The organism is Brevundimonas vancanneytii, assembly GCF_901421975.1.
Taxonomy (GTDB): domain Bacteria; phylum Pseudomonadota; class Alphaproteobacteria; order Caulobacterales; family Caulobacteraceae; genus Brevundimonas; species Brevundimonas diminuta.
In genome coordinates this window covers 1738414-1762855 of record NZ_LR588407.1, presented here as the reverse complement: position 1 = coordinate 1762855, position 24442 = coordinate 1738414, and the positions used below count along the sequence as shown (strand labels likewise).

Below are 24442 nucleotides of genomic sequence, written 5' to 3'. Positions count from 1 at the left end.
GCGCGCCGCAGCGTGAACGGTGCTTTGAAATGCGGCGTCAGGTCAAGCCTGACCGGCGCCGCGATGGCGTGATGAAAGGGCGAGGCGGTCAGCTCAGGTCGCCTACGGCTGCGTCCAGCAACATGAAGGCGCGGCCTTCGTCGGTCGCCAGCCGCATCTGCACATCCTCGGCGTCGCCGCGTTCCGCCTGGAGCTTCAGCCCATGGGCGAAGGCGCGGACATAGGCCTCGGCGTCGACGCGCAGGGCGTCGTCGCTCAGCACCCGGCGAGAGACGCTGCGGACGGCGGCCGGCGCCACGCGGCGGACGATCTGACGCGCCCGCGCCGGGTCGTGACCGGCGAAGGCCTGCGCGGCCTCCTCTACGCGGGGGCGGGGCAGCAGGGCGTTGGGGTCGACGCCCATACGCCGGATGGCCGAGGTGACGCGTCCAGCCAGGGCGTCGATCTCTTCAGGCGTGCCGATGGCGGCGTTCAGCTCCAATGGAGCGGCCGGCGCGGCGGGCGCCGGTTCCGGTTGAACCAGATCGCGCCAGCTGAGCGCGTCTCCGATGCGGGTCGGCTCGGCGTGGGGCGTCTCAGGCGTGTGCGGCGGCGTCGGGGCCGTGGGGATCGGCTCGATCTCGGATTCGACCGGGTGTTCCGGGCGCATGCGGCCCCGCAGGCCAAGACCTGAAGCCAGGCCGGACGCGAGACCCGGCGACGTTGTCGGCCGGGGCTCAGGCGCGGGCACGACCTCGCGCGGGGCGGGGATGGTCGTCGGGCGGCGGCGCGGCTGGCCGCCCTCGGCGGAGACGGCGCCCATCAGGCGCACAGCCTCGGTCAACATTTCATAGTTGCGACGCACGCGATCCTGGAACCCGGCGTCCAGGGCCTCGGTGTCCTGGGCCGCCTTGCGCGAGGCGGCGGTCAGGGCGTTCAGGCCCTCTTCGACGCTAAGGCGCACGGATTCGACGCGGGCGCGGGCCTCGTCGGGCAGGCGGGCGGCGCGTTGATCCATTTCGGCGACGGCCTGTTCGACCGAAGCCAGGGCGTCCGTGACCTGGGCCAGGGTCGCCTGAAGGCTGTCGACCAGCTTCTGTCCGGTCAGATCGACCATGTCGGCGGTCTGGGCGACGATGCGGCGGGCGCCGTCGATCCGCGCCTCGGCCGCCTCATCGGCCTTCTGGGCGGCGTCGAACAGGGATTCGCCCAGGCGATCGGCGCGGATCTGAGCCTGTTCGATCGCGGCCTGAGCGGCGGCGCGCTGTTCGTCGGCCGTGGCTTGAAGCGCCTCCAGCGAACGGCGGGTCTCCTCGACCAGCAGGTCGCGGGACTCAGCGGCCAGGCTTTCAAAGCGATCCAGCGACAGCTTGGTGGCGTGGTCGAAGCCGTCGGCCTCGCGCTGGGACATCTCCACCAGGGCCTTGAACTGGTCGACCACGGCCTCGACCTGGGCCTTGATGGCGGCGGCGGCCTCATCGCCGCGCTGGTTCAGGTCGTCGGCGGCGGTGCGGGTCTGGGACAGGTGGTCCAGAAGCTGGGCGCGCTGGCTCTCGATCTGGGCCGAGAAGTCTTCCTGATCGGTACGCAGGGCGTAGGCGGCCGTGACCAGGGCGGCGCGTTGCTGGCCCAGGCCTTCCTCGACGGATTGAATCTGTTCGGCGACGCCGGAGCCGGCCGTCTCCAGCCGCAGGGTCTGGCGGGCCAGATCGTCAGAGGCGGCGCGAGCGGCTTCCTGGGCTTCGTTGGCGGCGGCGGCCAGGTCGGCGGCGCGAGCGGCCAGGGCGGCCTCGGCCTCACGCAGCTGGGTCTGGGCCAGGTCGGAGGCGTCGGCCACCATGCGCGACTGACGTTCAACCGTTTCGACAACCGCTGAAGCCTGGCCTTCCAGCTTGCCGCCCAGAACGCCCATCTGCTCGCGTTCGTGCGACAGTTGTTCGGCAAGGCGCCGCGCCGTGCCTCCGGCCAGTTCGGCGGCCTCGTTCAGCAGGTTGGATTCCTTGACCAGGGCCTCGCGCAGGGAGGCCAGGTCGCCGCGAGCGCGCTCGGCCGATTGCGCGGCGCGGTCGATGTCTTCGCGCAGGGTGTTCAGCACATGCCCGGCCTGATTGGCGGCCAGGGCGGTCGGTCCCACCAGGGCGTCAGCCATTTCCCGCGCGCGCTTCGTCTCCTGGGCGAGACCTGCACCCTGGCGCACGGCATGGGCCAGAAGGACGGACAGACCCACCGGCGCCAGCAGGATCAGGGCGTAGACCGCCAGGCGCAGTGGATCGATCTCCATCATCCCCGAGCCCAGTTCATAGGCGAACCAGGAGGCCAAGCCGCCGACCCATAGGGCGGAGGCCAAGCCCGCGATCAGATAGGCGTTGGCGGCGCCGTTTGAACTCGCGCTCTTGCCCTTGCGCTTGGCCGAGGTCTTGGCCGGCGGCGAGATGGGCGCGACCGTAGCGGGCGGGGCGTCGGCGGACTCAGCGAACGGCGACAGGGCGCGCGCGGCCTTTTCGGCTTCGGCGGCGCGTTCTTCGGCCAGCGCCTGCTGTTCCGCCAGGCGTCGACGCTGGCGCTCGGACATGGGGCGCTGGGGTGCGTCAGGCAGCGGCTCCAAGCCGGCCTCTGGCGTCGCTTCGTCAGGGGTCTCGGCCGCTTCGGGCATGAGCGAGGCCTCCGTCTCAGTGGAGACAGGCTCGGGGTCGGTCAGATTGAGCGGCGGCCGATGGCGGGATTTCATGGGCGTCGGTCTCGATCACTGATCGCCAGGATAGGCGGCGAAGGGCGCAAGGCATGGACCCTAACGGCTGGATCGTAAGGCGAAAAGGCTCGAGCGCGGATTAGATCGCCGTTTGCCGACGCGGATCAAGGTGATCTGTGGATCAGCAGGACGAGGGAGCGGTCAGGTGGACGGTGGTTGCGGGCTTTGTATCGCCGCAATCCTGCACCCGTTGAATCTCGCGGTCCGACTTTTGCGGCGCTTTCATATCGACGCCGAATTGCGACAACGCCGCTGCGGCGAGCAGGGCGATCAAACCAGCCAGCATCTCGATCAAAGCTTGCATATTCATAGTATGCCAGAAACATCTTCGGGCGACAATGCGGCGAACAGATGAAGCGGCGCCATTGACCCGATTGATGCGAAAATGGAACGATCCGACCTCATCGGCGTCTGAGTGAGATCAGGAGGCCCGTCCGGCCGTCACGCGAATCAGCCATTGCGGGGGGTATGCGAGCAGACCAGTTCTATGAGGGCAGCCTGCTGGAGACGGCCACCGCAGTGTGGCGGTCCGCAAAGGCGCATCGGTTCGCCCCCTTGATGGAAAACAAGGCCTATTTCGACGCCCTGGCGTCGGCGCTGCACAAGGCCGAACGCTCCATCCTGATTCTCGGCTGGCAGTTCGATCCGCGCACGCGCCTGGACCCCGAGGGGCCATTGACCGATCGGCGCGCCGAGATCGGCCATCAGTTGAAGGCTCTGGTGCGCCAGAAGCCCGATTTGGACGTACGCCTGCTGATCTGGCGTTCGCCGTTGCTGATCGCCGCATCGCAGGGCTTCTATCCGCACAAGGCCCAGAGGTGGTTTCGGCGACGGATCGTGGAGTTTCGACTGGACGGGCCGGGCATACTGGGCGCTTGCCACCATCAGAAGGTGGTGGTGATCGACAACCAGATCGCCTTCTGCGGCGGCGGCGACATCTCGACCGACCGCTGGGACACTGAAGAGCATTTCTCGGGCGACCCGCGCCGGTGCGAGCCGACGGGCGTCATTCCGGCGCCGAGGCACGAAGTCATGTGCGTGATGGACGGCCCGGCGGCGCAGGCTCTGGGCGAACTGGCGCGTGAGCGGTGGAGGCGGGCCACCGGCGAGGTGATCGCGCCGATCACGGCTGAATGCGCGGATTCGTGGCCGGAGCGCGTGGCGCCCGCGCTGACGCAGGTGTCGGTCGGAATCTCCCGCACAGAACCTCAGGTGCGCGGCCGGCCCGAGGTTCGCGAAAACGAGGCTCTGCATCTGGAGGCCATCCGGCGGGCGCGCTCGCTCATCTATATGGAGAACCAGTACTTCACCTCGCCCCTGCTGGCGGCGGCGCTGGCCGAGCGCCTGGCCGAGCCGGACGGGCCGGAGGTGGTGTTGGTCTCGACCGGGCGCAGCCCCAGCTGGTTCGACGGCATGACCATGGATACGGCGCGGGCCGAGGTTCTGTATCGGCTGGAGCAGGCGGACCGGCATGATCGCTTCACCGCCTTCTACCCAGTGACGGACGAGGGCGAGCGGATCATCGTTCACGCCAAGATGACTATCATCGACGACAAGCTGCTGCGGATCGGGTCCAGCAATCTGAACAACCGCTCGATGGGGCTGGATACGGAGTGCGACGTTTCGGTCGAGGCTGAGACGGAAGAGCAGAGCGAGGTGATCCAGCGTTTCCGCCGTCACTCTCTCGGCCATTTCATCGGCGTGTCCGGCGACGCCTTTGCTGAGGCTGAGACGCTGCTGGGTTCAGTCGGTCAGGCGATTCAGACCTTCGGTCATGAGCGCATGAAGCCGCTGGGCGCGACCGAGCCGACGCGGGTGGAGCGGATGTTCGCCGAGTGGCAGTTCGGCGATCCGATGTCTTCCACCGACGCCTGGCGGCCGTGGAAACGGCTGAACCGCTCGCACCGCACTCGGCCTAAGTCAGAGGGCGGTCAGGCGCCGGGTTGACCCTTGGGCTGATCGATCTCGAAGTCGATGATCAGCGGCAGGTGGTCCGAAGCGGCTCGCGCCAGAGGCGATGACGGCGTGCGGGCACCGGTCACGCGGATTTCGCGGCTGACGAAGCAGTGGTCGATGCGGATGGCTGGGAAGCTGGACGGGAAGGTCTTGATCGAGGGCTTCAGCCCCAGCCGCCGCTGGGCGTCGTCCAGCCGCCGGGTCAGGGCCTGATAGGGGCGGGTGATAGAGGTGGCGTTGAAGTCGCCGGTCAGGATGGTCGGTCCGTCGCACATCGGATCACCTAGCCAGTCCCGGCCGACCAGAGCCGCGACCTGAAGCCGCTGTTCACGAGGGACCAAACCCAGGTGGGTGTTCAGGATATTGACGACCACGCCGTCGAAATCGACCGCCGACCACAGGGCGCCGCGCGGCTCCAGCCCCTTGAGGCCGGGCAGGGTGGGCAGGGCGGCGGCGCGCACCAGGCGCTCGGGGCGATGGGTCAGGATGGCGTCGCCGTAAAGTTCGGCCTCGACCTTCATGGCGGGATGGAACTGCACGCTCATGGCCAGGCGCTGGGCGATGGCGTCGGCCTGGTCGACCCAGCCGGTGCGGGCGCGGCCGACATCCAGCTCCTGCAGGCAGACGACGTCCGGCTCGTGTTCGGCGATGACGTCGGCGATGCGATGCACGTCCAGCTTGCGGTCGACGCCGACGCAGCGATGGACGTTGTAGGTCAGAAGTCTCGGCATGAATTCCTTGCCTGCGATCGCAGCGACTGTCGCGCCTCAATGCGGCGGTCGCGAGGCCCCGATAGCGATCCTGATAGCCGGACTAGATGACAACCAGCTTGTCGGGGATCTCGTTTTTGTCAGCGGGCTTGGGCGGAAAGCGTTCCGCCAGAACCTGACCGCACAGGGTGATGGCTTGTTCAAAGCCTTCGACTGGCCGGTCACGCCGCAGGGCGCCGGTCAGGGCGGCCACTGCGTCGGCCCAGACTTCGGGACTGACGCAGGAGTGGATGCCCTCGTCGGCCACGACCTCGACCTGATGATCGGCCAGAGCGGCGAAGATCAGGACGCCGGTGCGCGCCTCGGTGACGTGCAGGCCGTGCGCCAGGAACTGCTGCATGGCGGCGCGACGTACGCGCGTGCGGCGCAGGGCGGCGGGCGTCAGCAGCCTGCGCACGACCGGGATCAGCGACAACAGGAAGACGGCCAGGAAGACGCCGGCCTGCACCAGGCCATAGGCCGTCAGGGCGCGCCCGATCTCGGCCGAGGCGGCGGGGGCGTGGGCGGCCTCCCAACCTCCGCCGAAGGTCAGCCAGTCGCCGTTGAAGCCGAGCGGGATCAGGCCCAGCGGCAGCAGCAAGGCCGCCGCCGCCGCCCAACCCAGGCTGACGTCGCGATAGGACGACACCTGCCGCGCCACGACGCAGAAAATCTCGCCGGAGGTGTCCGCCTCGGCCTGGGCGATGGCTTGGGCCACCCGTGCGTGGTCGTCGTTCGTGAACTGCATCACCATCCCCCCGAGGCGCCGCCGCCGCCGAAGCCGCCGCCTCCGCCGAAACCACCGCCGCCGAAGCCGCCTCCGCCGCCGCCGCCCCAGCCTCCGCCGCCGCCCCAGCCGCCGCGATCATCGTCGTCGCGGTTGCGCAGAGCCTCGCTGGCGGCCCAGATCAGGATGGGCGACAGGCCGTCGCCGCGCCCGCGCCGCTTGCGGCCGCCCGCCGCCGCGCCGACCATGCTGAAGAAGATGAAGGCGAACACCAACAGGATGACGATGGCGGGCAGGACCGGCTTGGTCGTCGCGGTCGCCGCGCTCTTGGCCTCTTCGGCGCGCGCCTGGGCCTCGGCCGGATCGGCGGTCAGCTGGGCGATGATGGCGTCAGTCCCGGTGATGATGCCGGCGGCGTAGTCGCCCTGACGAAACGCCGGCAGGATGTCGTTGCGGATGATGAGCGAGGAATAGGCGTCGGTCAGCACGCCCTCCAGCCCATAGCCGACCTCGATCCGCACCTTGCGCTCGTTCGGCGCGACGATCAGCAGGGCGCCGCCGTCGTTTTCCTTCTGCCCGATGCCCCAGTGACGACCCAACTGATAGCCGAAGTCCTCGATCTCCTGATCCTGAAGCGAGGGCAGGGTGACGACGACCAACTGGTCGCCGGTCTGCTGCTCCAGCGTCGCCAGCTTGCCGGTCAGGGCCTGTTCCTGTTCGGGCGTCAACAGTTGTGCGTCGTCGACCACGCGGCCGGTGAGCGCCGGAAACTTGATTTCGGCGGCCAGGCCGGCGCCGGGCAGGGCGGCCAGCCATAGGACGAGGCCCAGCAACAGCGCGGGGAGCAGGCCCCGCGCCGCGCCTTCCCTCGGGGAGAGGGCGGAAGGGTTCATTTCAGGCTTACTGCGCCGCCGGGGCCGGCGCAGCCGCAGGCGGCGTCGATCCGGGCGCGGCGCCGGGCGTGGTCGCAGGCGCGCCGCCGCCGGGCTGGGCGCCCAGGTCGAAGTTCACGCTGGGCGCGGACTGACCCTCGGCCGTGGCGGTGAACAACTGCATGGGTTTGGAGCCGCCGTGCAGGGTCTTGGCCCAGATCACGTTCGGGAAGGTGCGCAGGGTGGTGTTGTAGTCGCGCACGGCCTCATTGTAGTCGCGGCGCGCCACGGCGATGCGGTTTTCGGTGCCTTCCAGCTGCGACTGCAGGGTCAGGAAGTTCTGGTTGGCCTGAAGCTGGGGATAGGCCTCGACCGTCACCAGCAGCCGCGACAGGGCGCTGGAAAGCTCGCCCTGCGCCTGCTGATACTGCTGGAAGGCGGCGGCGTCATCGAGGTTGGAGGCGTCGATGTTGACGCTGGTGGCCTTGGCGCGGGCCTCGATCACCTGGGTCAGGGTGGTGCGTTCCTGAATGGCCGCGCCCTGGACGGTGGCGACCAGGTTCGGCACCAGGTCGGCGCGGCGCTGATATTGGCTCTGAACGTCGGCCCAGGCGGCCTCGGCGCGTTCCTGCTTGGTCGGAATGGTGTTGTAGCCGCAGGCGCCCACGGCGGGGGCCAGGACGACGACAGCGGCGACGGCCGCGATGCGAGGCGAAAATCCAGCCATGAAGAAGCTCCTGCGGGCGGTCGTCAGGACCGCTGATCGCTAAAGACTATCGGGCCCGAAAGGCTCCGCTTCAAGGCTGGATTTTTGACGCAGTTCTCAGCCGTTCAGGTCTTCCGGCGCCACACCCGCCGCGCGGCAGGCGGCGGTGTAGGTGTTGGCCAGCAGACAGGCGATGGTCATGGGGCCGACGCCGCCGGGAACGGGGGTGATGCGGCCGGCGACCTCGACCGCCTCGTTGAAGTCCACGTCGCCGACCACGCGGGTCTTGCCCTCGGCCGCCTTGACCGGATCGCGCGATGGGACGCGGTTGATGCCGACGTCGATGACGGTCGCGCCGGGCTTGATCCAGTCGCCCTTGATCATTTCCGGGCGGCCGACGGCGGCCACCAGAATGTCGGCCGTGCGGCACAGGGCGGGCAGGTCGCGGGTGCGCGAGTGGGCGATGGTGACGGTGCAGCTCTCGCCCAGCAGCAGCTGCGCCATCGGTTTGCCGACGATGTTGGAGCGGCCCACGATGACAGCGTTCAGGCCCGACAGGTCGCCCAACTGATCCTTCAGCAGCATCAGGCTGCCCAGCGGAGTGCAGGGGATCATGCCCGGCAGGCCGACCGCCAGGCGTCCGGCGTTGACGACGTGGAAGCCGTCAACGTCCTTGTCCGGCGAGATGGCGTCCAGCACGGCGGCCGAATCGATGTGCTTGGGCAGGGGCAGCTGCACCAGAATGCCGTGGATGCCTGCATCGGCGTTCAGCGACGCGATCAGGGCCAGCAGTTCGTGTTGAGTCGTCTCGGCGGGCAGGCGGTGGGTGTCGGACCGCATCCCGGCCTTCAGCGTCGTCTCGCCCTTGTTGCGGACATAGAGCTGGCTGGCGGGGTCTTCGCCGACGATGACGACGGCCAGGCCCGGCTTGACGCGGTGGGCGGATTCCAGCCGTGCGGCGGCCGCTGCGACGCGCTCCACCAGGGTCTGCGAGAAGGCCTTGCCGTCGATCAGCGAGGCGCGGGCGGGTTCGACAGCCATAATTGGCTCCATCTGCCGGGAACTGGAAAGCGTTGCCGCGATTTACAGGCGCTGCGGTTCGGCGTCTATGATGACGCCAGCAAAGAGGTTTTTATGCGTTATTCCCTGCTCGCGGCGGTCAGTGCTGTCGCTCTTCTGTCCACCGGCGCCGCCTGGGCCCAATCGGCGGCTGACGCCCGGCTGGGGGATGACATCCGCGGTCGGCTGGAACACGGCGACGCCCGCACGCGCGGAAGCGACGGCTATCGCTATGACGACTACCGCGTGAACCTGCGCGCCGGTCAGCGGCTGGAGGCCCAGATGACGTCGGACGATTTCGACGCCTATCTGGAGGTCTATGCTGAAGACTCCCTGCGGCAGTCGCTGGCCAGCGACGACGACAGCGCGGGCGACCTGAACGCGCGCCTTCGGTTCACCGCGCCCGAGGCCGGGGTCTATATCGTGCGAGCCCGCACCTTCTCCGGCATCGAGACCGGCGATTATCAGCTGTCGCTGAAGGAGCGCGCCGCGCCGCGGATGCCGCGGCCGGGCCGCATCGCCGTCGGTCGCGACGAGACGGGCAGCCTGGGGGGCAACAGCGCCGAGGATGACGACGGCAAGCGTTACGACGCCTACGCCTTCCGCGCCTCGGCGGGCGAACGGGTGAAGATCGACCTGGAGTCCGACGACTTCGACAGCTTCCTGCGCGTCGGCCGCATCGTGAACGGCGCCTTCGTCCAGATGGCCGAGAACGACGACGGCGGCTCCAGCCTCAATGCGCGCCTGGTGTTCACGGCGCCGCAGGCGGGCGAGTATCTGATCCGCGTCACCTCCTATAACGGCTCGGCCGAGGGCGATTACCGCCTGTCGATGGAGCAGGGGCCGCCCGCGCCCACCGCCGCGCCGGTGACGATCGGCGAAGAGACGCGGGGCCGCTTGAATTCAGACAGCGCGACCAGCGATTCCGGCGCTCCGGCCGACCTGTACCGCTTCAGCGGTCGCGCCGGTCAGCGCGTGGCCATCACCATGAAAGCCGACGGATTCGACACCTACCTCGAACTGTTCGACGCCAACCACAACAGCCTGGCGACTGACGACGACAGCGCCGGCGACCTGAACGCCCGGCTGACCCACACCCTGGCCGAGGACGGCGATTACCTGATCGAGGCGCGCGCCTTCTCCAGCGGCGAGGGCCCCTATACGCTGAACATCGAAGAGATCGCGCCGCCGCCGCCGCCTTCGGCCATCGCATTCGGCCAGACGGTCGAGGGCGAACTGACCAACAGCGACGCCACCGATGATGACGGACGCCTGTATGACGCCTTCGTCTTCAGCGGAACCGAGGGGCAGCGCATCCAGGCCGTGATGCGGTCCGGCGATTTCGACGCCTATCTGCAGCTGAGCGAAAACGGCGAGGAGTTCAGCGAAATCGCCAGCGACGACGACGGTCTGGGTCAGGGAACGGACGCGCGTCTGATCTTCACCCTGCCGGAAACCGGCGAGTATGTGCTGCGTGCACGGTCATGGTCGCGCGACGCCAAGGGCCTTTATGCGCTGGAGCTGCAGGATCTGGGCGACGAACCTTCGCCGGGCAGCCTGCTGATCGGCTCGACGGTGCGCGGGCGGTTGAGCGAGCGGGCCAGCCTCACCGACGACGGCGTCTACTACGACGCCTATCACTTCAAGGCCAAGGCGGACGAGAAGCTGCGCTTCACCCTGATCGCCAGCAGCTTCGACGCCGTGGTCGAGGTCGGGGAGGACAAGGACGGCGACTACTTCAAGCTGGAGGAGGACGACGACAGCCTGTCGGACACCCACGCCCGCCTGAACTGGACGGCCCCGCGCGACGGTTCCTATGTGCTGCGCGCCCGTAGCTTCGGCTCCAACTCGACCGGCGACTATGTGCTGATCACGGAGCGGCAGCCCTGAGCGAACCTGACGACGCCGCCGCCTCGGCCCTGATCCTGGGCCGGAAAGACCAGCACCTGGACGTGGTGCTGGCCGGCGGCGGGCGTCACGCCCTGTCGGCGGGGTTCGACGACTGGCGTTTCGTGCACGAGGCGCTGCCGGACCTGGACCATGCACGCATTGATCTGGGCGTCGACTTCCTGGGGCGGCGGCTGAAGGCGCCTTTTCTGATCAGCGCCATGACCGGAGGCCCGGCGCGCGCCGAGGCGATCAATGCCCGCCTGGCCGAGGCGGCCCAGCACCTGGGCATCGCCCTGGCCGTCGGCTCGCAGCGCGCGGCGCTGGAAGGCGGCGCGGCGGGCGGGCTGGACTTCTCGTTGCGGCTGAAGGCGCCGGATACGCCCATCCTGGCCAATATCGGCGCGGCCCAGCTGACGCGCGGCTTCGGCCGGGACGAGGCGCGCCGGGCGCTGGATATGATCGGCGCGGACGCCCTGGTCGTTCACCTGAACCCGCTTCAAGAGGCCTGCCAGCCTGAGGGAGATCGCGACTGGTGGGGCGTGGGCGCGGCGCTTCAGGCGCTGATCCGCGACCTGGACGCGCCGGTCATCGTCAAGGAGACGGGGGCCGGGATTTCCGCTGTCACCGCTCAGCGCCTGATCGCCATGGGCGCGGCGGGGGTCGATGTCGCGGGGGCGGGCGGCGCCAACTGGGGCCTGATCGAGGGCGAGCGCGCGACCGAACCGGCGGACAAGGCGCACGCCCTGGCCTTCGCCGACTGGGGCATACCGACTGCGCGCGCCCTGGCCGAAACGCGCAACGCCTTGCCGGACGCCCTGCTGATCGGATCGGGCGGCGTGCGCGACGGAGTGGATGCGGCCAAGGCGATCCGTCTGGGCGCCGACGTCGTCGGCATGGCTTCGGGCGTCATCCAGGCGGCGACCGTCTCGACCGAGGCGGTCATCGATCAGTTCCAGCTCGCCATTCGGCAACTGCGAACTGTCTGTTTTTGCGTAAACGCTTCAAATTTAGCGGCGTTGAAACGAGTTCCATTGCTTCCTGTCAAATAAGCTGGGCATTTTCGCCCCCTGCGTTTTTGCGTCGCACCCAAGGAGATTCCCATGCGCGCCCTGTTGATGACGTCGGTCCTCGCGTCCTCCCTGATTTTGGCCGGCGCCGCCGCGGCCCAGAGCTCCATCCGGCCTGGGCAGACCGTGACCGGCAATTTCAGCAGCAAGGACGCCCGTATGGACGACGGGTCGCACTACCGCTGCTATGTGGTGCAGACCCAGGCGGGGCAGGCCTATACGGTGACCATGCAGTCTGAGGACTTTGACACCTTCCTGATGGCGGGCGCCGGCACGGATTGCGACGAGACCTCGGTGACGAACGACGACGGCCCGGACATGGGCACGGACTCGCAACTGCGTTTTGTCTCCAACGGCGGAAACTGGATCATCCGGGCCAACACTCTGAGCGAGGGGCAGACCGGCGCCTTCCGTCTCAGCGTCTCGGAAGGTCAGCGCCTGCGCCCGACCACTCAGATCGTGCCGATCTCTGTCGGTGAAAGCCGCCAGGGCCGTCTGGAGTTCAGCGACCGTCAGGCCGACGACGGCTCCTTCTACGACTGCTACGTGCTGAACGTCAGCCGCGGGGGCAATGTCTCGGTTCGCATGGATTCGGCGCAGTTCGACGCCTACCTCTCGCTGCATGAGGGGCCGCAGTGCGACGGCGACAGCCTGGCCTCCGACGATGACAGCGGCGGCGGCACCAGCGCCATGGTCACTCAGAATCTGCGTCCCGGCTCCTATTCCTTCCGCGCCAACAGCCTCAGCTCGGCGCAAGAAGGCGACTACACCGTCTCCGTCACGACGATGCGCTGACAAGGAAAAGGCCCCGGTTTCGCCGGGGCCTTTTTCAATAGAAGACGCTGTCTGATGTAGCGCGCGTTTCCGATGGCGGGTCATTGAGCGCCGACTGACGCGCCTCGCGTTCGGCGGCGTAGTCGGGCTGAGGCGCATCGAACCCGAAGCCGTAGTCGTCTCGTTCCAGCTGTGGCGCAGCCTGAGGCGGCGAGGGGCGGACGATGGTCGGCGGCGCTTCCTGTTCGGGCAAAGGCGGCAGGTCGGGCGTCAGCTCCAGCCAGGCGCTTTCGACATAGGGTTCGTCCTCGCCGGGCAGGGCGGCGAGCCGTTCGGGATCGTGCTCGTATCCGTCCCGCAACTCCCCAACAGCCATGATGGAGCCGGCCGGCAGGTCCGGTTCGACGGGCGGCACGACGTCGATGGCGACGGCCGGGCCGGACGCTCGCCCGCCATGCGCCGCCGAAGTCGAGTTCCAGGCGGCCCAGCCCGCCGCGCCCAGTCCGGTCAGGACCAGGGCGGCGGAGGCCAGAATGACGGCGCTTTTATTCATGGTCGGCGGCGTCCTGCGTTCGCTCTGGATACGAAAGCGCTCAACCGCCGTCCGGTTCAAGCCGAAGGCAGAAGATCGCCGGCGAAGGCGCGGTAGCGACCCGCGCGTACGCCTTCCGTCGCACGGGCGATGTCCGGCGCGAAATAGCGGTCTTCCGTATAGGCGCCGCAGGCCTCGCGCACGATGGCGTAGGTCTGCTCCAGTTCCGGCGACGAGGTCAGCGGACGACGGAACTCGATGCCCTGGGCGGCGGCCAGCAGTTCAATGCCGACCACGGTCGCCGTGTTGGCGGCCATGTCCAACAGGCGGCGGGCGCCGTGGGTAGCCATGGAGACGTGGTCTTCCTGGTTGGCGCTGGTCGGCACGGTGTCGATGACGCAGGGGTGGGCCACCATGCGGTTCTCGGCCACCAGGGCCGCCGCCGTCACCTGGGCGATCATGAAGCCTGAGTTCACGCCGCTGTCCTTGACCAGGAAGGCGGGCAGGTCGGTCATCTTGGGGTCGACCAGGATCGAGGTGCGACGCTCACTGATATTGCCGATTTCGCACAGGACCATGGCGATCTGATCGGCTGCATAAGCAACGGGTTCTGCGTGGAAGTTGCCGCCCGAGATGACGTCGCCGTCTTCGATGAAGACCAGCGGATTGTCGGTCACGGCGTTGGCTTCACGCTCCAGCATGGCGGCGGCGTTGCGCAGAACGTCCAGCGTCGCGCCCATGACCTGCGGCTGACAGCGCAGGGAGTAGGGATCCTGCACCTTGGCGCAGTCGTGACGATGGCTCTCGCGGATGGCGCTGCCGCTCAGCAGTTCGCGCAGGCGGCGGGCCACGTCGATCTGGCCGGGTTGGCCGCGCAGAGCGTGGATGCGCGGGTCGAACGGCGCGTCCGAGCCCAGCAGGGCGTCGATCGACAGGCCGCCCGCGGCGATGGCGGCGGCGAAGACGTCTTCGGCCGCGAACAGGCCGGTCAAGGCCAGGGCCGTCGAGCACTGGGTGCCGTTCAGCAGGGCCAGGCCTTCCTTGGGGCCCAGGACGACCGGCTTCAGCCCGGCCTTGGCCAGGGCCGACACGGCGTCCAGCGTCTGACCCTGATAGCGGGCTTCGCTGACGCCGATCAGAACGCACGACATATGGGCCAGCGGCGCCAGGTCGCCCGAGGCGCCGACCGACCCCTTGGACGGGATCAGCGGCAGGATCTCGGCGTTGACCATGCCGATCAGCGTCTCCAGCGTGTGACGACGCACGCCCGAAGCGCCCTTCGACAGGCTGGCGATCTTCAGCACCATCAGCATGCGGGTGGTGTCCGCGCTCAGCGGCTCGCCGACGCCGCAGGCATGGCTGAGCACCAGGTTCTTCTGAAGAGTTTCAAGGTCTTCCGCCGCGATGCTGGTGTTGGCCAGCAGGCCGAAGCCGGTGTTGATGCCATAGACCGTGCGGCCTTCGTCCAGGATGGCGGCGACGGTCGCCGCGCCCTTTTCGACATTGGCCCAGGCGGCGTCGGTCAGGCTGACCGTGACCGGGCCGTTCAGGGCGGCGCGAAGCTGGGCGAGGGTGAGCGGCGCGGCGCCGATTTCAATGGTGGTGGTCATAAACTTACAGGTCCAGCGAGGGCAGGTTCAGGCCATGTTCGCGCGCGGCGTCCTTGGCGATGTCGTATCCGGCGTCGGCGTGGCGCATGACGCCGGTGGCCGGGTCGTTCCACAGCACGCGCTCCAGCCGCTTGGCGGCTTCATCCGTTCCGTCGGCGACGATGACGACGCCCGAGTGCTGGCTATAGCCCATGCCGACCCCGCCGCCGTGGTGCAGCGACACCCACGACGCGCCCGACGCGGTGTTCAGCAGGGCGTTCAGCAGGGGCCAGTCGGACACGGCGTCCGAGCCGTCCATCATGGCTTCGGTCTCGCGGTTTGGGCTGGCGACGGAGCCGCTGTCCAGATGGTCGCGGCCGATGACGATGGGGGCGCTCAGTTCGCCCGAAGCCACCATCTCGTTAAACATCAGGCCGGCGCGGTGGCGGTCACCCAGACCGATCCAGCAGATGCGCGCCGGCAGGCCTTGGAAGGCGATGCGCTCGCCCGCCATGTCCAGCCAGCGGTGCAGGCCGGCGTTGTCCGGGAACAGCTTCTTCATCGCCTCATCCGTCTTGCGGATGTCCTCGGGATCGCCCGACAGGGCGGCCCAGCGGAACGGGCCGATGCCGCGGCAGAACAGCGGGCGGATATAGGCGGGCACGAAGCCGGGGAAGTCGAAGGCGTTCTCGACGCCCTCGTCAAAGGCGACCTGGCGGATGTTGTTGCCGTAGTCGGTCGTGGGGACGCCCATCTTCTGGAAGTCCAGCATGGCCCTGACGTGTGTGGCCATCGACGCGCGGGCGGCGGTCTCGACGGCCGCCGGGTCGCTGACGCGCTTTTCTTCCCACTCGGCGACGGTCCAGCCCGAGGGCAGGTAGCCGTTGACCGGGTCGTGGGCGCTGGTCTGATCCGTCACCAGATCGGGGCGGACGCCGCGCTTGACCATTTCAGGCAGAAGATCAGCCGCATTGCCCAACAGGCCGATCGACAAGGGTTTCTTGTCCTTGAACGATTGCTCCAGCAGGGCCAGCGCCTCGTCCAGCGTCTCGGCCATGACGTCGACGTAACGGGTGCGCAGGCGGAACTCGATGCGGCTGCGCTGGCACTCGATGGTGATGCACGACGCGCCGGCCATGGTCGCGGCCAGGGGTTGGGCGCCGCCCATGCCGCCCAGGCCCGCGGTCAGGATCCACTTGCCCGCCCAGTCGCCGCCGTAGTGCTGGCGACCCGCCTCCATGAAGGTCTCATAGGTGCCCTGAACGATGCCTTGGGTGCCGATGTAGATCCACGAGCCGGCGGTCATCTGGCCGTACATGGCCAGGCCCTTCTTATCGAGCTCGTTGAAGTGGTCCCAGGTCGCCCATTTGGGCACCAGGTTGGAGTTGGCGATCAGCACGCGCGGAGCGTCGACATGGGTGCGGAACACGCCGACCGGCTTGCCCGACTGGACCATCAGGGTCTCGTCGGCTTCCAGCTTCTGCAACTGATCCACGATGGTGTCGAAGGCCTGCCAGTTGCGCGCGGCCTTGCCGATGCCGCCATAGACGACCAGGTCTTCGGGACGTTCGGCCACCTCGGGGTCGAGGTTGTTCATCAGCATGCGCATGGCGGCTTCGGCCGCCCAGGTCTTTGCGGTCTTTTCCGGCCCACGCGGGCTACGAATGATACGGGTATTGGGCGTGGCCATCGAATCCTCCATGCGGCGTCAGCCGCCGTCGTGTGTTGGTCGTACTGTTATGTCTAGACAATATCGCGTGCAAGAGGCATTTTCGTTTCATGGATCAGGAGCCGCTTCATCGTCGCATCGCGGGCGACATCGAACGCCGCATCGCCTCGGGCGAGTGGCGGCCGGGGTTCCGCATCCCGACCGAGGCGGAACTGACGGCGGAATACGGCTGCGCGCGCATGACGGTGTCGCGCGCCATGTCCGACCTGGCGGCGCGCGGGCTGGTGGTGCGACGTCGCCGCGCGGGGACAGTGGTGGCCCACCCGCCGCTGCATTCCTCGGCCCTGGTGTCCATCCCTGACATTCAAGGCGAGATCGAGAGCCGGGGCCTGGCCTATTCTCATCGCCTGCTGGGCCGAATCGTCCGCCCGGCGAGCGGGGAGGAGGACGGGCTGGGCGAGCGGGTGATCGAACTGCAGACCCTGCACCTGGCCGATGGCCTGCCGTTTGTCTTTGAGCGCCGCCTGATCTCCCTGTCCGCCGCGCCCGAGGCGGAAGCCGCCGACTTCACGACGCAGCCGCCGGGCGGCTGGCTGCTGGCCCACATGCCCTGGACCGAGGCCGAGCATCGCATCTCGGCCGTCGGCGCCGATCGCGAGACGGCGGCGGGCCTGGGTCTGGCCGACGGCGCGCCCTGCCTGCGGTTGGAGCGCCGCACCTGGCGCGACGGCCAGGGCGTGACATGGGCCTCACAGATTTTCCCCGGCGCGGCCTATGATCTGGTCGCGCGCTTTTCTCCGACCAAAGGATGACGCCTATGAGCCAACCGTCTGAAGCCCTGGGGTGGCGTTCTGTCGGCGATCTGGTGGGGCGTCATCCCGACGCCCGCGTCGCCCTGATCGGCGCGCCATTGAACGAGCGGTCGTTGACGCCGGGCCGCTGTGACCTGGGGCCGAAGGTGCTGCGTGGGGTTCTGCCGCGTCTGTCGACCTATGACGTCGAGACGGGTCTGGAGCTAGATATCAAGGTCCACGACGCCGGGGACGTGGCGTTGAAGGCCGTCTCGCCTTTCGACGCCTTTGAGCCGGTGCGTGACGCGGTGGCGGCGCAGGCCCATCGCGACCTGACCATCTTGGTCGGCGGCAACAACGCCATCACCCGGCCGGGCGTTCATGCCCTGGGGCTGGACCGCGTCGGCGTCTTGACGCTGGACGCGCATTTCGACCTGCGCGACACGGACCAGGGCCTGACCAACGGCAATCCGATCCAGGCGCTGCTGGATGACGGCATGGACGGGCGTCGGATCAGCCAGGTCGGCCTCGCACCCTTCGCCAACACCCGTCGCGCTCATGAAAAGGCCGAAGCCGCAGGGATCAGCGTTCGCACCGCCCGCGAGTGCCGCCAGCGCGGTCTGGTCAATGTCGTGGTCGAGGAGCTGGAGCGCCTGTCGTCCCTGTGCGAGGTCGTCTACGTCGATTTCGACATCGACGTGATCGACCGCAGCCAGTGGCCCGCCAGCCCCGGCGCGCGGCCGGGCGGGGTGTCGGTACATGACTTCTTCGACGCCGCCCGCGCCATCGGCGCCCATGCCAAGGTGCGCGCCGTCGACCTGACAGAATACGACCCGTCGCTGGAAATCGGCGACCTCGGCTCCCTGACGGCGGGGCGCTGGTTCTGTGAAATTCTGGCTGGAGTCGCCGCGCGATGATCGACGCCGATCTGCTGATCACCGACTGCCACGTCGCCGCCATGACCGAAGGCGGCGAGCCCTATGGCGCGATTGAGGACGCCGCCATCCTGATCAAGGATGGGCGCATCGCCTGGGTCGGGCCGCGCGCCGACCTGCCTGTGCACAAGGCTGTGGAAACCGACAGTCTGGGCGGGCGCTGGGTCACGCCGGGACTGGTGGACTGCCACACTCATCTGGTCTTCGGCGGCGATCGCTCTGGCGAGTTCGAGCGGCGGCTGGAGGGCGCGACCTATGAAGAGATCGCCCGCGCCGGCGGCGGCATCGTCTCGTCCGTGCGCGCCACGCGCGAGGAGAGCGAGGATCAGCTCTACGCCTCGGCTCTGGCGCGGCTGGAGGGGCTGAAGGCCACCGGCGTCACCACGGTCGAGATCAAGTCTGGATACGGCCTGGATCACGACAGCGAACTGAAGATGCTGCGCGTCGCCCGTCGCATTGGGCGCGAGGCCGGGGTGCGGGTGCGCACCTCCTATCTGGGCCTGCACGCCGTCCCGCCGGAGCATAAGGCCGATCGCGCCGTCTATGTGGACAAGGCTGTGGACGAAATCCTGCCCGCAGCCCACGCCGAAGGTCTGGTCGACGCGGTCGACGCCTATTGCGAACCCATCGCCTTCTCGGTGGAGGAGGTCAGCCGCCTGTTCGACAAGGCCGAGGAATTGGGTTTGCCGGTCAAGCTGCACGCGGACCAACTGTCGGATGGCGGCGGCGCGGCGCTGGCCGCCCGCTATCAGGCGCTGTCGGCCGACCATATCGAGCACACGACCGAGGCGGGCGTGAAGGCGATGGCCGAGGCGGGCGTGGTGGCGGTGCTGCTGCCGGGCGCCTTCTTGATGCTGCGCGAGACGCAGGCGCCGCCGATCGCCCTGTTGCGCCAGCACGGCGCGCGCATGGCGGTGGCGACGGACTGCAACCCCGGCACCTCGCCGGTCGCCTCCATGACGGCGGCGATCAACCTGGCCTGCGTCCAGTTCCGCCTGACGCCGGAAGAGGCTCTGGTGGGCGCCACGCGGAACGCGGCCCGCGCGCTGGGGCTGCAGGACGAGATCGGCACGCTTGAGGCGGGCAAGACCGCCGATCTGGCCGTCTGGGACATCAGCCGCCCGGCGGAGCTGGCCTATTGGCTGGGCAAGCCGCTGCTGCATCGCCGCTATCTGGCGGGACGCGCGGCCTAGGATTAGCGTCGCTCCCTCAAGCGGGAGGGAGCGCGCATGGCGCAGACGGAAACGGACGTCGTCATCCTGGGCGGCGGGCACAACGGATTGGTCTGCGCCTTCTATCTGGCGCGGGCCGGTCTGAAGGTGACGGTGCTGGAACGGCGCGGCGTCGTCGGCGGTGCGGCGGTGACGGAGGAATTCCATCCCGGTTTTCGCAACTCGACCGCCAGCTACACTGTCAGCTTGCTGAACCCGCGCGTCATCGCCGACCTGGAGTTGCCCCGCCATGGCTTGCGGGTGGTGGAGCGTCGCGCGGCGAACTTCCTGCCTTTTGACGACGGACGCTATCTGCTGACCGGCGAGGGACGGACTCAGGCCGAGGTCGCCAAGTTCTCGGTGCGCGATTCTGAGCGTCTGCCCGATTATGAGGCGCGGCTGGAGACGGTCGCCGCCATCCTACGCGACCTGATCCTGACCACCCCGCCGAACGTTGTCGAGGGTGGTTGGCTGGCCGCCCTGCCGGAGATGCTGAAGGCGGCGTCTCTGGGGCGGCGAATCTCGGGCCTGGGTCTGGCGGCGCAACGCGACCTGCTGGACCTGTTCGCCAAGTCGGCGGGCGACTGGCTGGACGGCTGGTTCGAGAGCGATCCGATCAAGGCCCTGTTCGGTTTCGACAGCGTCGTCGGCAACTACGCCAGTCCCTATACGCCCGGTTCGGCCTATGTCCTGCTGCACCACGTCTTTGGCGAGGTGAACGGCAAGAAGGGCGCCTGGGGCCATGCCATCGGCGGCATGGGCGCCATCACGCAGGCCATGGCCGCCGCCTGCGCCGAGCAGGGCGTCGACATCCGGTTGGACGCGCCGGTCGCCGAGGTGCTGACGGAAAAGGGCAGGGCGGTCGGCGCCGTGACCGAGGCAGGCGACGCAGTCCGCGCCCGGGCCGTGGTCTCCAACCTGCACCCGCGTCTGCTGTTCGACCGGCTGGTCGATCCGGCCGTGGTTCCGGCGGACTTCACCGAGCGGATGAGCCGCTACTCCTCCGGCTCGGGCACCTTCCGCATGAATGTGGCCCTGTCCGAACTGCCGCGCTTCACCGCTTTGCCGGGGGCGGGCGATCACCTGACGGCGGGCATCATCATCGCCCCGACGCTGGCCTATATGGACCGCGCCCACGCCGAGGCGCGGCTGAACGGCTGGTCGTCCAAGCCGATCGTTGAGATGCTGATCCCCTCGACCCTGGACGACAGTCTGGCGCCGGGGGGACAACACGTCGCCAGCCTGTTCTGCCAGCACGTTTCACCGGATCTGGCGGACGCGCATCGCGATACGGTGGCTGACCTGATGATCGAGACGGTCGAGGCTCATGCGCCGGGATTCAAGGCCTCCGTTGTCGGGCGGCTGGCGCTGGGACCGCGCGATCTGGAGCGGCGCTTCGGCCTGATCGGGGGCGATATCTTCCATGGGCGACTGACGCTGGATCAGTTGTTCAGCGCGCGGCCGGTGCTGGGCCACGCCGATCATCGGATGCCCGTGCCTGGGCTCTATCTGTGCGGATCGGGCGCTCATCCGGGGGGCGGAGTGACGGGGGCTCCGGGACATAATGCGGCGCGGGCAGTGTTGAAGGATTTCGGCAGGCGTTGAGGCTTGTCGCGTCCAGGTTGTTTGCGATAATGTAAGGTTGTGCTTCTTCTGAAATTCAACCTAATATTGTTCTCTCAGGGGTGGGAGAACAATCCATGGATGTCGAAGCGTTCATCACGCGCTGGAGCGGCGCGACGATCAGCGAGCGTTCGCACTACCAGACATTCATCAGCCAGTTGTGCGCCCTGATCGGAGCGCCGGCCCCGGATCAGGAGATCGCTGGAGATCGCGGCTACTGCTTCGAGCGGCGGGTGGAGTTCCGCTTTCACGACGGCGGCGCGCACCGGGGATTCATCGACTGCTATCGGCGCGGCGCCTTCGTGCTGGAGGCCAAGCAGTCGCAGAAGCGGGCGCCCGGCGGCGAATTGGACCCGCAGCGGCATCTGGCCCTGTTCAACGGGCGCGGGCGCAAACCGCCGAAGGGCGACGCGGGCGCGATCGAGCGGCTGATGCTGGACGCCAAGCGTCAGGCCGAGACCTACGCAAAGGCGCTGGACGAATGGCCGCCCTTCATCGTCGTCGTGGACGTTGGGCGCTCCATCCACCTGTGGGCGGACTTTGACCGACAGGGGAAGGGCTATGTGCCGTTTCCCGATCTGGCGCGCTGCCGCATCTCCATGGACGACTTGCGTGATCCGACGGTGCGGGAGCGTCTGCGCCGGGTGTGGGAAGAGCCGATGAGTCTGGACCCGGCGAACCATGTGGCGGCCGTGACCAGCGACATCGCCGAGCGGCTGGCCTGGTTGGTGCGCTCGATCCGCAAGCGGGCGCCGACCGATTCCAGCGGTTGCGTCGATGTCGTGACGCGGGCGGCATGGGACAAGCGCACTTCGCTGTTCGTCATGCAGTGCATTTTCGCCATGTTCGCCGACAGCGTGGGACTGATCGACGACCGGGGATTTCTGCGCCTGCTGGAAAGCTATCGCGGAATGGCGGATCGCTTTCATGTCAGCGCGGCGGACTTCTTTCGCCGCATGGACAGCGGCGGACATTGCTCAGCGGTTCGCCAGGATCTGCGCCGTTTTAACGGGGGCCTGTTCAAGGAAGAGGCGGCCGTGCCGGTGACGGAGGCGGAGCTGGAGGCTCTGATCGCCGCCGCCCAGCGCGACTGGGCTTCGGTCGAGCCGGCGATTTTCGGCGCCTTGCTGGAACAGGCGCTGGACCCGACGGAGCGCGGCGAGCTGGGCGCTCACTATACGCCAAAGGCCTATGTGCGGCGACTGGTCGAGGCGACGATCATGGAGCCGCTGCGCGCCGAGTGGGAGGCGGTCGCGGGGCTGGCGGTCGGCCATTACGCCAGCGGCGACGTCGTGCGGGCGCGCCGCGCCATGCGCGAATTCCACCATGCGCTGTGCACGACACGGGTGCTGGATCCCGCCTGCGGCACCGGCAACTTCCTCTATGTGGCCATGGACATGATGAAGGATCTCGAGAGCGAGGTTCTGACCGCCCTGACCGATCTGGGGGACGCCCAAACGGCGCTCGGCCTGGAGGGGCATACCGTCAGCCCTGAACAGTTCTGGGGGTTGGAGAAGAATGTCCACGCTGTCTGGATCGCCGAGATGGTGATGTGGATCGGCTATCTGCAATGGCACTTCAGAAACGCCGGCGACGCCAAGCCGACCGAACCGATCCTGCGAAACTTCAACTGCATCAAGCATATGGACGCGCTGCTGACGTGGACGCGCGAAGAACTGGTGCGCGACGAACAGGGGCGGCCGCTTACCCACGCGCGGGTATTGAGCCGAGGCGGCGGTCTCTCGGCGGTTGTGGCGCACGAGGAGAGAGAAGTTACGCGATATATTGATCCGCGCCCTACGGTCTGGCCGACGGCGCACTTCATCATCGGCAATCCGCCCTTCATCGGGGGCAAGGACGTGCGCGGCGAACTGGGCGACGGCTATGTCGACGCCCTGTGGCGGGTGCGGCAGGGGCGGTTCCGCTCGGCGGACCTGGTCACAGCCTGGTGGGACCGTGCGGCGGAGATCCTGACGGCTAAGAACAGCACGCTGAGACGGTTCGGCTTCATCACCACTAACTCGATCACCCAGACCTTTTCCCGGCGCGTGCTGGAGCATCATCTGAACGGCGCGCCGTCGATGCGTCTGACCTTCGCCATCCCAGACCATCCGTGGATCAAGGGCTCCGACCGCGCCGACGTGCGCATCGCCATGACCGTGGCTGAGCGCGGCGAGCCGAATGGTCAGGGCCGCCTGCTGACGGTGGTCGATGAGTCGATGGGCGAAGGCGAGACGCCGGAGATCCTCTTTTGCGAACAGCGCGGCGATATCGGGCCGGGCCTGAGCATCGGTCTTCCCATCACCGAGGCGCAGCCGCTCAAGGCCAATGCCCTGCTGTGCTCGCCGGGGGTGAAGCTGCATGGTGCGGGCTTCATGGTGTCGCCGGAACGGGCGGAGCAGTTGCTGGCGGCGTCCAATGACGAGGCGGAAAATCCGATCCGCGCGTACCGCAACGGACGCGATCTGGCGTCACGACCGCGCGGCGTGAAGGTGATCGACCTGTTCGGCTGGAGCGAGGAAGAGGCGCGTCGCAGTCACCCCGCCGTCTTCCAGCATCTGTTGGAGGCGGTGAAGCCCGAGCGTGACCGCAACAATCGCGCCGCCTATCGCGACAACTGGTGGATGTTCGGCGAGCCGCGCAGCGAGTTCCGCCCGGCGTTGGAGGGGCTGTCCCGCTATATCGCCACGGTGGAGACGGCCAAGCACCGGTGGTTCCGTTTTCTGGACGCGGACATCCTGCCGGACAACGCCCTGATCGCCGTCGCCTCGGACAATCCGCGCATCCTGGGCGTGCTGTCGTCGCATGTGCATGGGGTTTGGGCCCTGGCGCGCGGCGGGCGGCTGGAGGATCGGCCCGTCTATAACAAGAAGGCCTGCTTCGACGCCTTTCCCTTTCCGGATCTGAACAGCGCCGCAGGAGAGGAGATCGGCGTTCTGGCCGAAGAGATCGATGACCGTCGCCGTCAGGTTCTTAGCCAGCACGAGGATCTGACGATGACCGGGCTCTACAATGTCCGGCGTCGCCTTCAGGAAGGCGGCGAACTGACCGGGAACGAACGCGATCTCTATGATCGTGGTCAGATCGGCTTGCTGCATCATCTGCACGAGCGGCTGGATCAGCAGGTCGCGTCGGCTTACGGCTGGCGCGACGGCATGACGGATCAAGCGACGCTCAGCGCCCTGCTGGAACTGAACCGTGCGCGGCGAGTGCAGGAGGAGAAGGGCGAGATCCGTTTCCTGCGACCGAGCTATCAAGCGGGACGGATCAAGTCGTCCGCACGCGCCGTGCAGATCGAGGCGCCGTTGGACAGGATGAGAACACGAGCGCCATTGCCTGATGCGCCTGCGGTCCTGGCGGGCGTGTTGCTGGAAGAGCTGCGTCGCGAAGGGCGGCCGCTGCAGCCGCTGGAGCTGGCGCGTCGCTTCGACGGGCGGATCGGTCGCCGCAAGACGGACCGGATCGAACAGACCTTGGCGGTTCTGGCGGTGGCGGGGTCGGTCCAGCACACGGACGAGGGCTGGTTCTCGCCGCGACGACACTGATTTGGCCTAGCCGTGGGAC

19 protein-coding genes are annotated in these 24442 nt (G+C 68.0%); 9 read left to right on the top strand and 10 right to left on the bottom strand.

Annotated elements, in window-relative coordinates:
- Window positions 1-88: 88 nt before the first annotated feature.
- Both FGL25_RS08695 and FGL25_RS08690 read right to left on the bottom strand, forming a co-directional pair.
- Window positions 89-2707: a tipN gene (locus FGL25_RS08695; protein ID WP_138141489.1), complete on the bottom strand. Its 2619-nt coding sequence runs from the start codon at window positions 2705-2707 to the stop codon at window positions 89-91.
- A gap of 142 nt (window positions 2708-2849) precedes the next feature.
- A complete protein-coding gene (locus tag FGL25_RS08690) occupies window positions 2850-3038 on the bottom strand; it encodes a hypothetical protein (RefSeq protein ID WP_083673889.1) in 189 nt (62 codons plus the stop codon).
- Between the two features lie 158 nt (window positions 3039-3196).
- On the opposite strand from FGL25_RS08690, the gene FGL25_RS08685 reads away from it, so the two are divergent.
- Window positions 3197-4675: a phospholipase D-like domain-containing protein gene (locus FGL25_RS08685; RefSeq protein WP_003164700.1), complete on the top strand. Its 1479-nt coding sequence runs from the start codon at window positions 3197-3199 to the stop codon at window positions 4673-4675.
- Here FGL25_RS08685 and FGL25_RS08680 read toward each other — a convergent pair.
- From FGL25_RS08680 to FGL25_RS08660, 5 genes are all read right to left on the bottom strand, one after another.
- Window positions 4660-5415, bottom strand: a complete 756-nt coding sequence (locus FGL25_RS08680) for an endonuclease/exonuclease/phosphatase family protein (protein ID WP_003164701.1) — start codon at window positions 5413-5415, stop codon at window positions 4660-4662. The two genes, FGL25_RS08685 and FGL25_RS08680, sit on opposite strands and share 16 nt — an antisense overlap.
- Before the next feature lie 82 nt (window positions 5416-5497).
- Window positions 5498-6181 (bottom strand): TPM domain-containing protein, encoded by a 684-nt coding sequence (locus FGL25_RS08675; protein WP_307723783.1) that lies wholly within the window; start codon window positions 6179-6181, stop codon window positions 5498-5500.
- Window positions 6181-7053 carry a TPM domain-containing protein gene (locus FGL25_RS08670; protein ID WP_138141488.1) on the bottom strand — a complete coding sequence of 291 codons (873 nt, stop codon included), beginning with the start codon at window positions 7051-7053 and terminating at the stop codon, window positions 6181-6183. The genes FGL25_RS08675 and FGL25_RS08670 overlap by 1 nt, the downstream gene beginning before the upstream one ends.
- Window positions 7054-7060: 7 nt before the next feature.
- The gene (locus tag FGL25_RS08665; protein WP_138141487.1) at window positions 7061-7759 is read right to left on the bottom strand and encodes a LemA family protein; all 699 of its coding nucleotides are present in this window, start codon (window positions 7757-7759) and stop codon (window positions 7061-7063) included.
- A gap of 96 nt (window positions 7760-7855) precedes the next feature.
- Entirely contained in the window at window positions 7856-8779 is a 924-nt protein-coding gene (locus FGL25_RS08660) for a bifunctional methylenetetrahydrofolate dehydrogenase/methenyltetrahydrofolate cyclohydrolase (protein WP_138141486.1), read from the bottom strand.
- Between the two features lie 93 nt (window positions 8780-8872).
- On the opposite strand from FGL25_RS08660, the gene FGL25_RS08655 reads away from it, so the two are divergent.
- The 3 genes from FGL25_RS08655 to FGL25_RS08645 are packed head-to-tail and all read left to right on the top strand — an operon-like array spanning window position 8873 to window position 12549.
- On the top strand, window positions 8873-10687 hold the full coding sequence (locus FGL25_RS08655; protein ID WP_138141485.1) for a PPC domain-containing protein: 1815 nt from the start codon (window positions 8873-8875) through the stop codon (window positions 10685-10687).
- A complete protein-coding gene (fni, locus tag FGL25_RS08650) occupies window positions 10684-11736 on the top strand; it encodes a type 2 isopentenyl-diphosphate Delta-isomerase (protein ID WP_354702822.1) in 1053 nt (350 codons plus the stop codon). Before FGL25_RS08655 ends, fni begins: the two co-directional genes overlap by 4 nt.
- Before the next feature lie 51 nt (window positions 11737-11787).
- The gene (locus tag FGL25_RS08645; RefSeq protein WP_138141483.1) at window positions 11788-12549 is read left to right on the top strand and encodes a peptidase; all 762 of its coding nucleotides are present in this window, start codon (window positions 11788-11790) and stop codon (window positions 12547-12549) included.
- Between the two features lie 34 nt (window positions 12550-12583).
- Here FGL25_RS08645 and FGL25_RS08640 read toward each other — a convergent pair whose 3' ends face one another.
- Genes FGL25_RS08640 through hutU form a run of 3 tightly spaced genes read right to left on the bottom strand, consistent with a single transcriptional unit; the run spans window position 12584 to window position 16339 of the window.
- Window positions 12584-13081 (bottom strand): hypothetical protein, encoded by a 498-nt coding sequence (locus tag FGL25_RS08640; protein ID WP_252970102.1) that lies wholly within the window; start codon window positions 13079-13081, stop codon window positions 12584-12586.
- Between the two features lie 56 nt (window positions 13082-13137).
- Entirely contained in the window at window positions 13138-14670 is a 1533-nt protein-coding gene (gene hutH / locus FGL25_RS08635) for a histidine ammonia-lyase (RefSeq protein WP_138141481.1), read from the bottom strand.
- A 4-nt stretch (window positions 14671-14674) separates the two neighbouring features.
- On the bottom strand, window positions 14675-16339 hold the full coding sequence (hutU, locus tag FGL25_RS08630; protein ID WP_138141480.1) for a urocanate hydratase: 1665 nt from the start codon (window positions 16337-16339) through the stop codon (window positions 14675-14677).
- A gap of 89 nt (window positions 16340-16428) precedes the next feature.
- On the opposite strand from hutU, the gene FGL25_RS08625 reads away from it, so the two are divergent.
- From FGL25_RS08625 to FGL25_RS08605, 5 genes are all read left to right on the top strand, one after another.
- Window positions 16429-17130, top strand: coding sequence for a UTRA domain-containing protein (locus tag FGL25_RS08625; protein ID WP_164918018.1), 702 nt, complete (start codon window positions 16429-16431; stop codon window positions 17128-17130).
- Between the two features lie 5 nt (window positions 17131-17135).
- Window positions 17136-18026: an agmatinase family protein gene (locus tag FGL25_RS08620; protein ID WP_252970101.1), complete on the top strand. Its 891-nt coding sequence runs from the start codon at window positions 17136-17138 to the stop codon at window positions 18024-18026.
- Window positions 18026-19237 (top strand): imidazolonepropionase, encoded by a 1212-nt coding sequence (gene hutI, locus FGL25_RS08615; protein ID WP_436835261.1) that lies wholly within the window; start codon window positions 18026-18028, stop codon window positions 19235-19237. Before FGL25_RS08620 ends, hutI begins: the two co-directional genes overlap by 1 nt.
- Window positions 19238-19273: 36 nt before the next feature.
- Window positions 19274-20860, top strand: coding sequence for a phytoene desaturase family protein (locus FGL25_RS08610; RefSeq protein ID WP_138141477.1), 1587 nt, complete (start codon window positions 19274-19276; stop codon window positions 20858-20860).
- Between the two features lie 95 nt (window positions 20861-20955).
- Window positions 20956-24423 carry a DNA methyltransferase gene (locus FGL25_RS08605; protein ID WP_138141476.1) on the top strand — a complete coding sequence of 1156 codons (3468 nt, stop codon included), beginning with the start codon at window positions 20956-20958 and terminating at the stop codon, window positions 24421-24423.
- The last annotated feature ends 19 nt before the right edge of the window (window positions 24424-24442 follow it).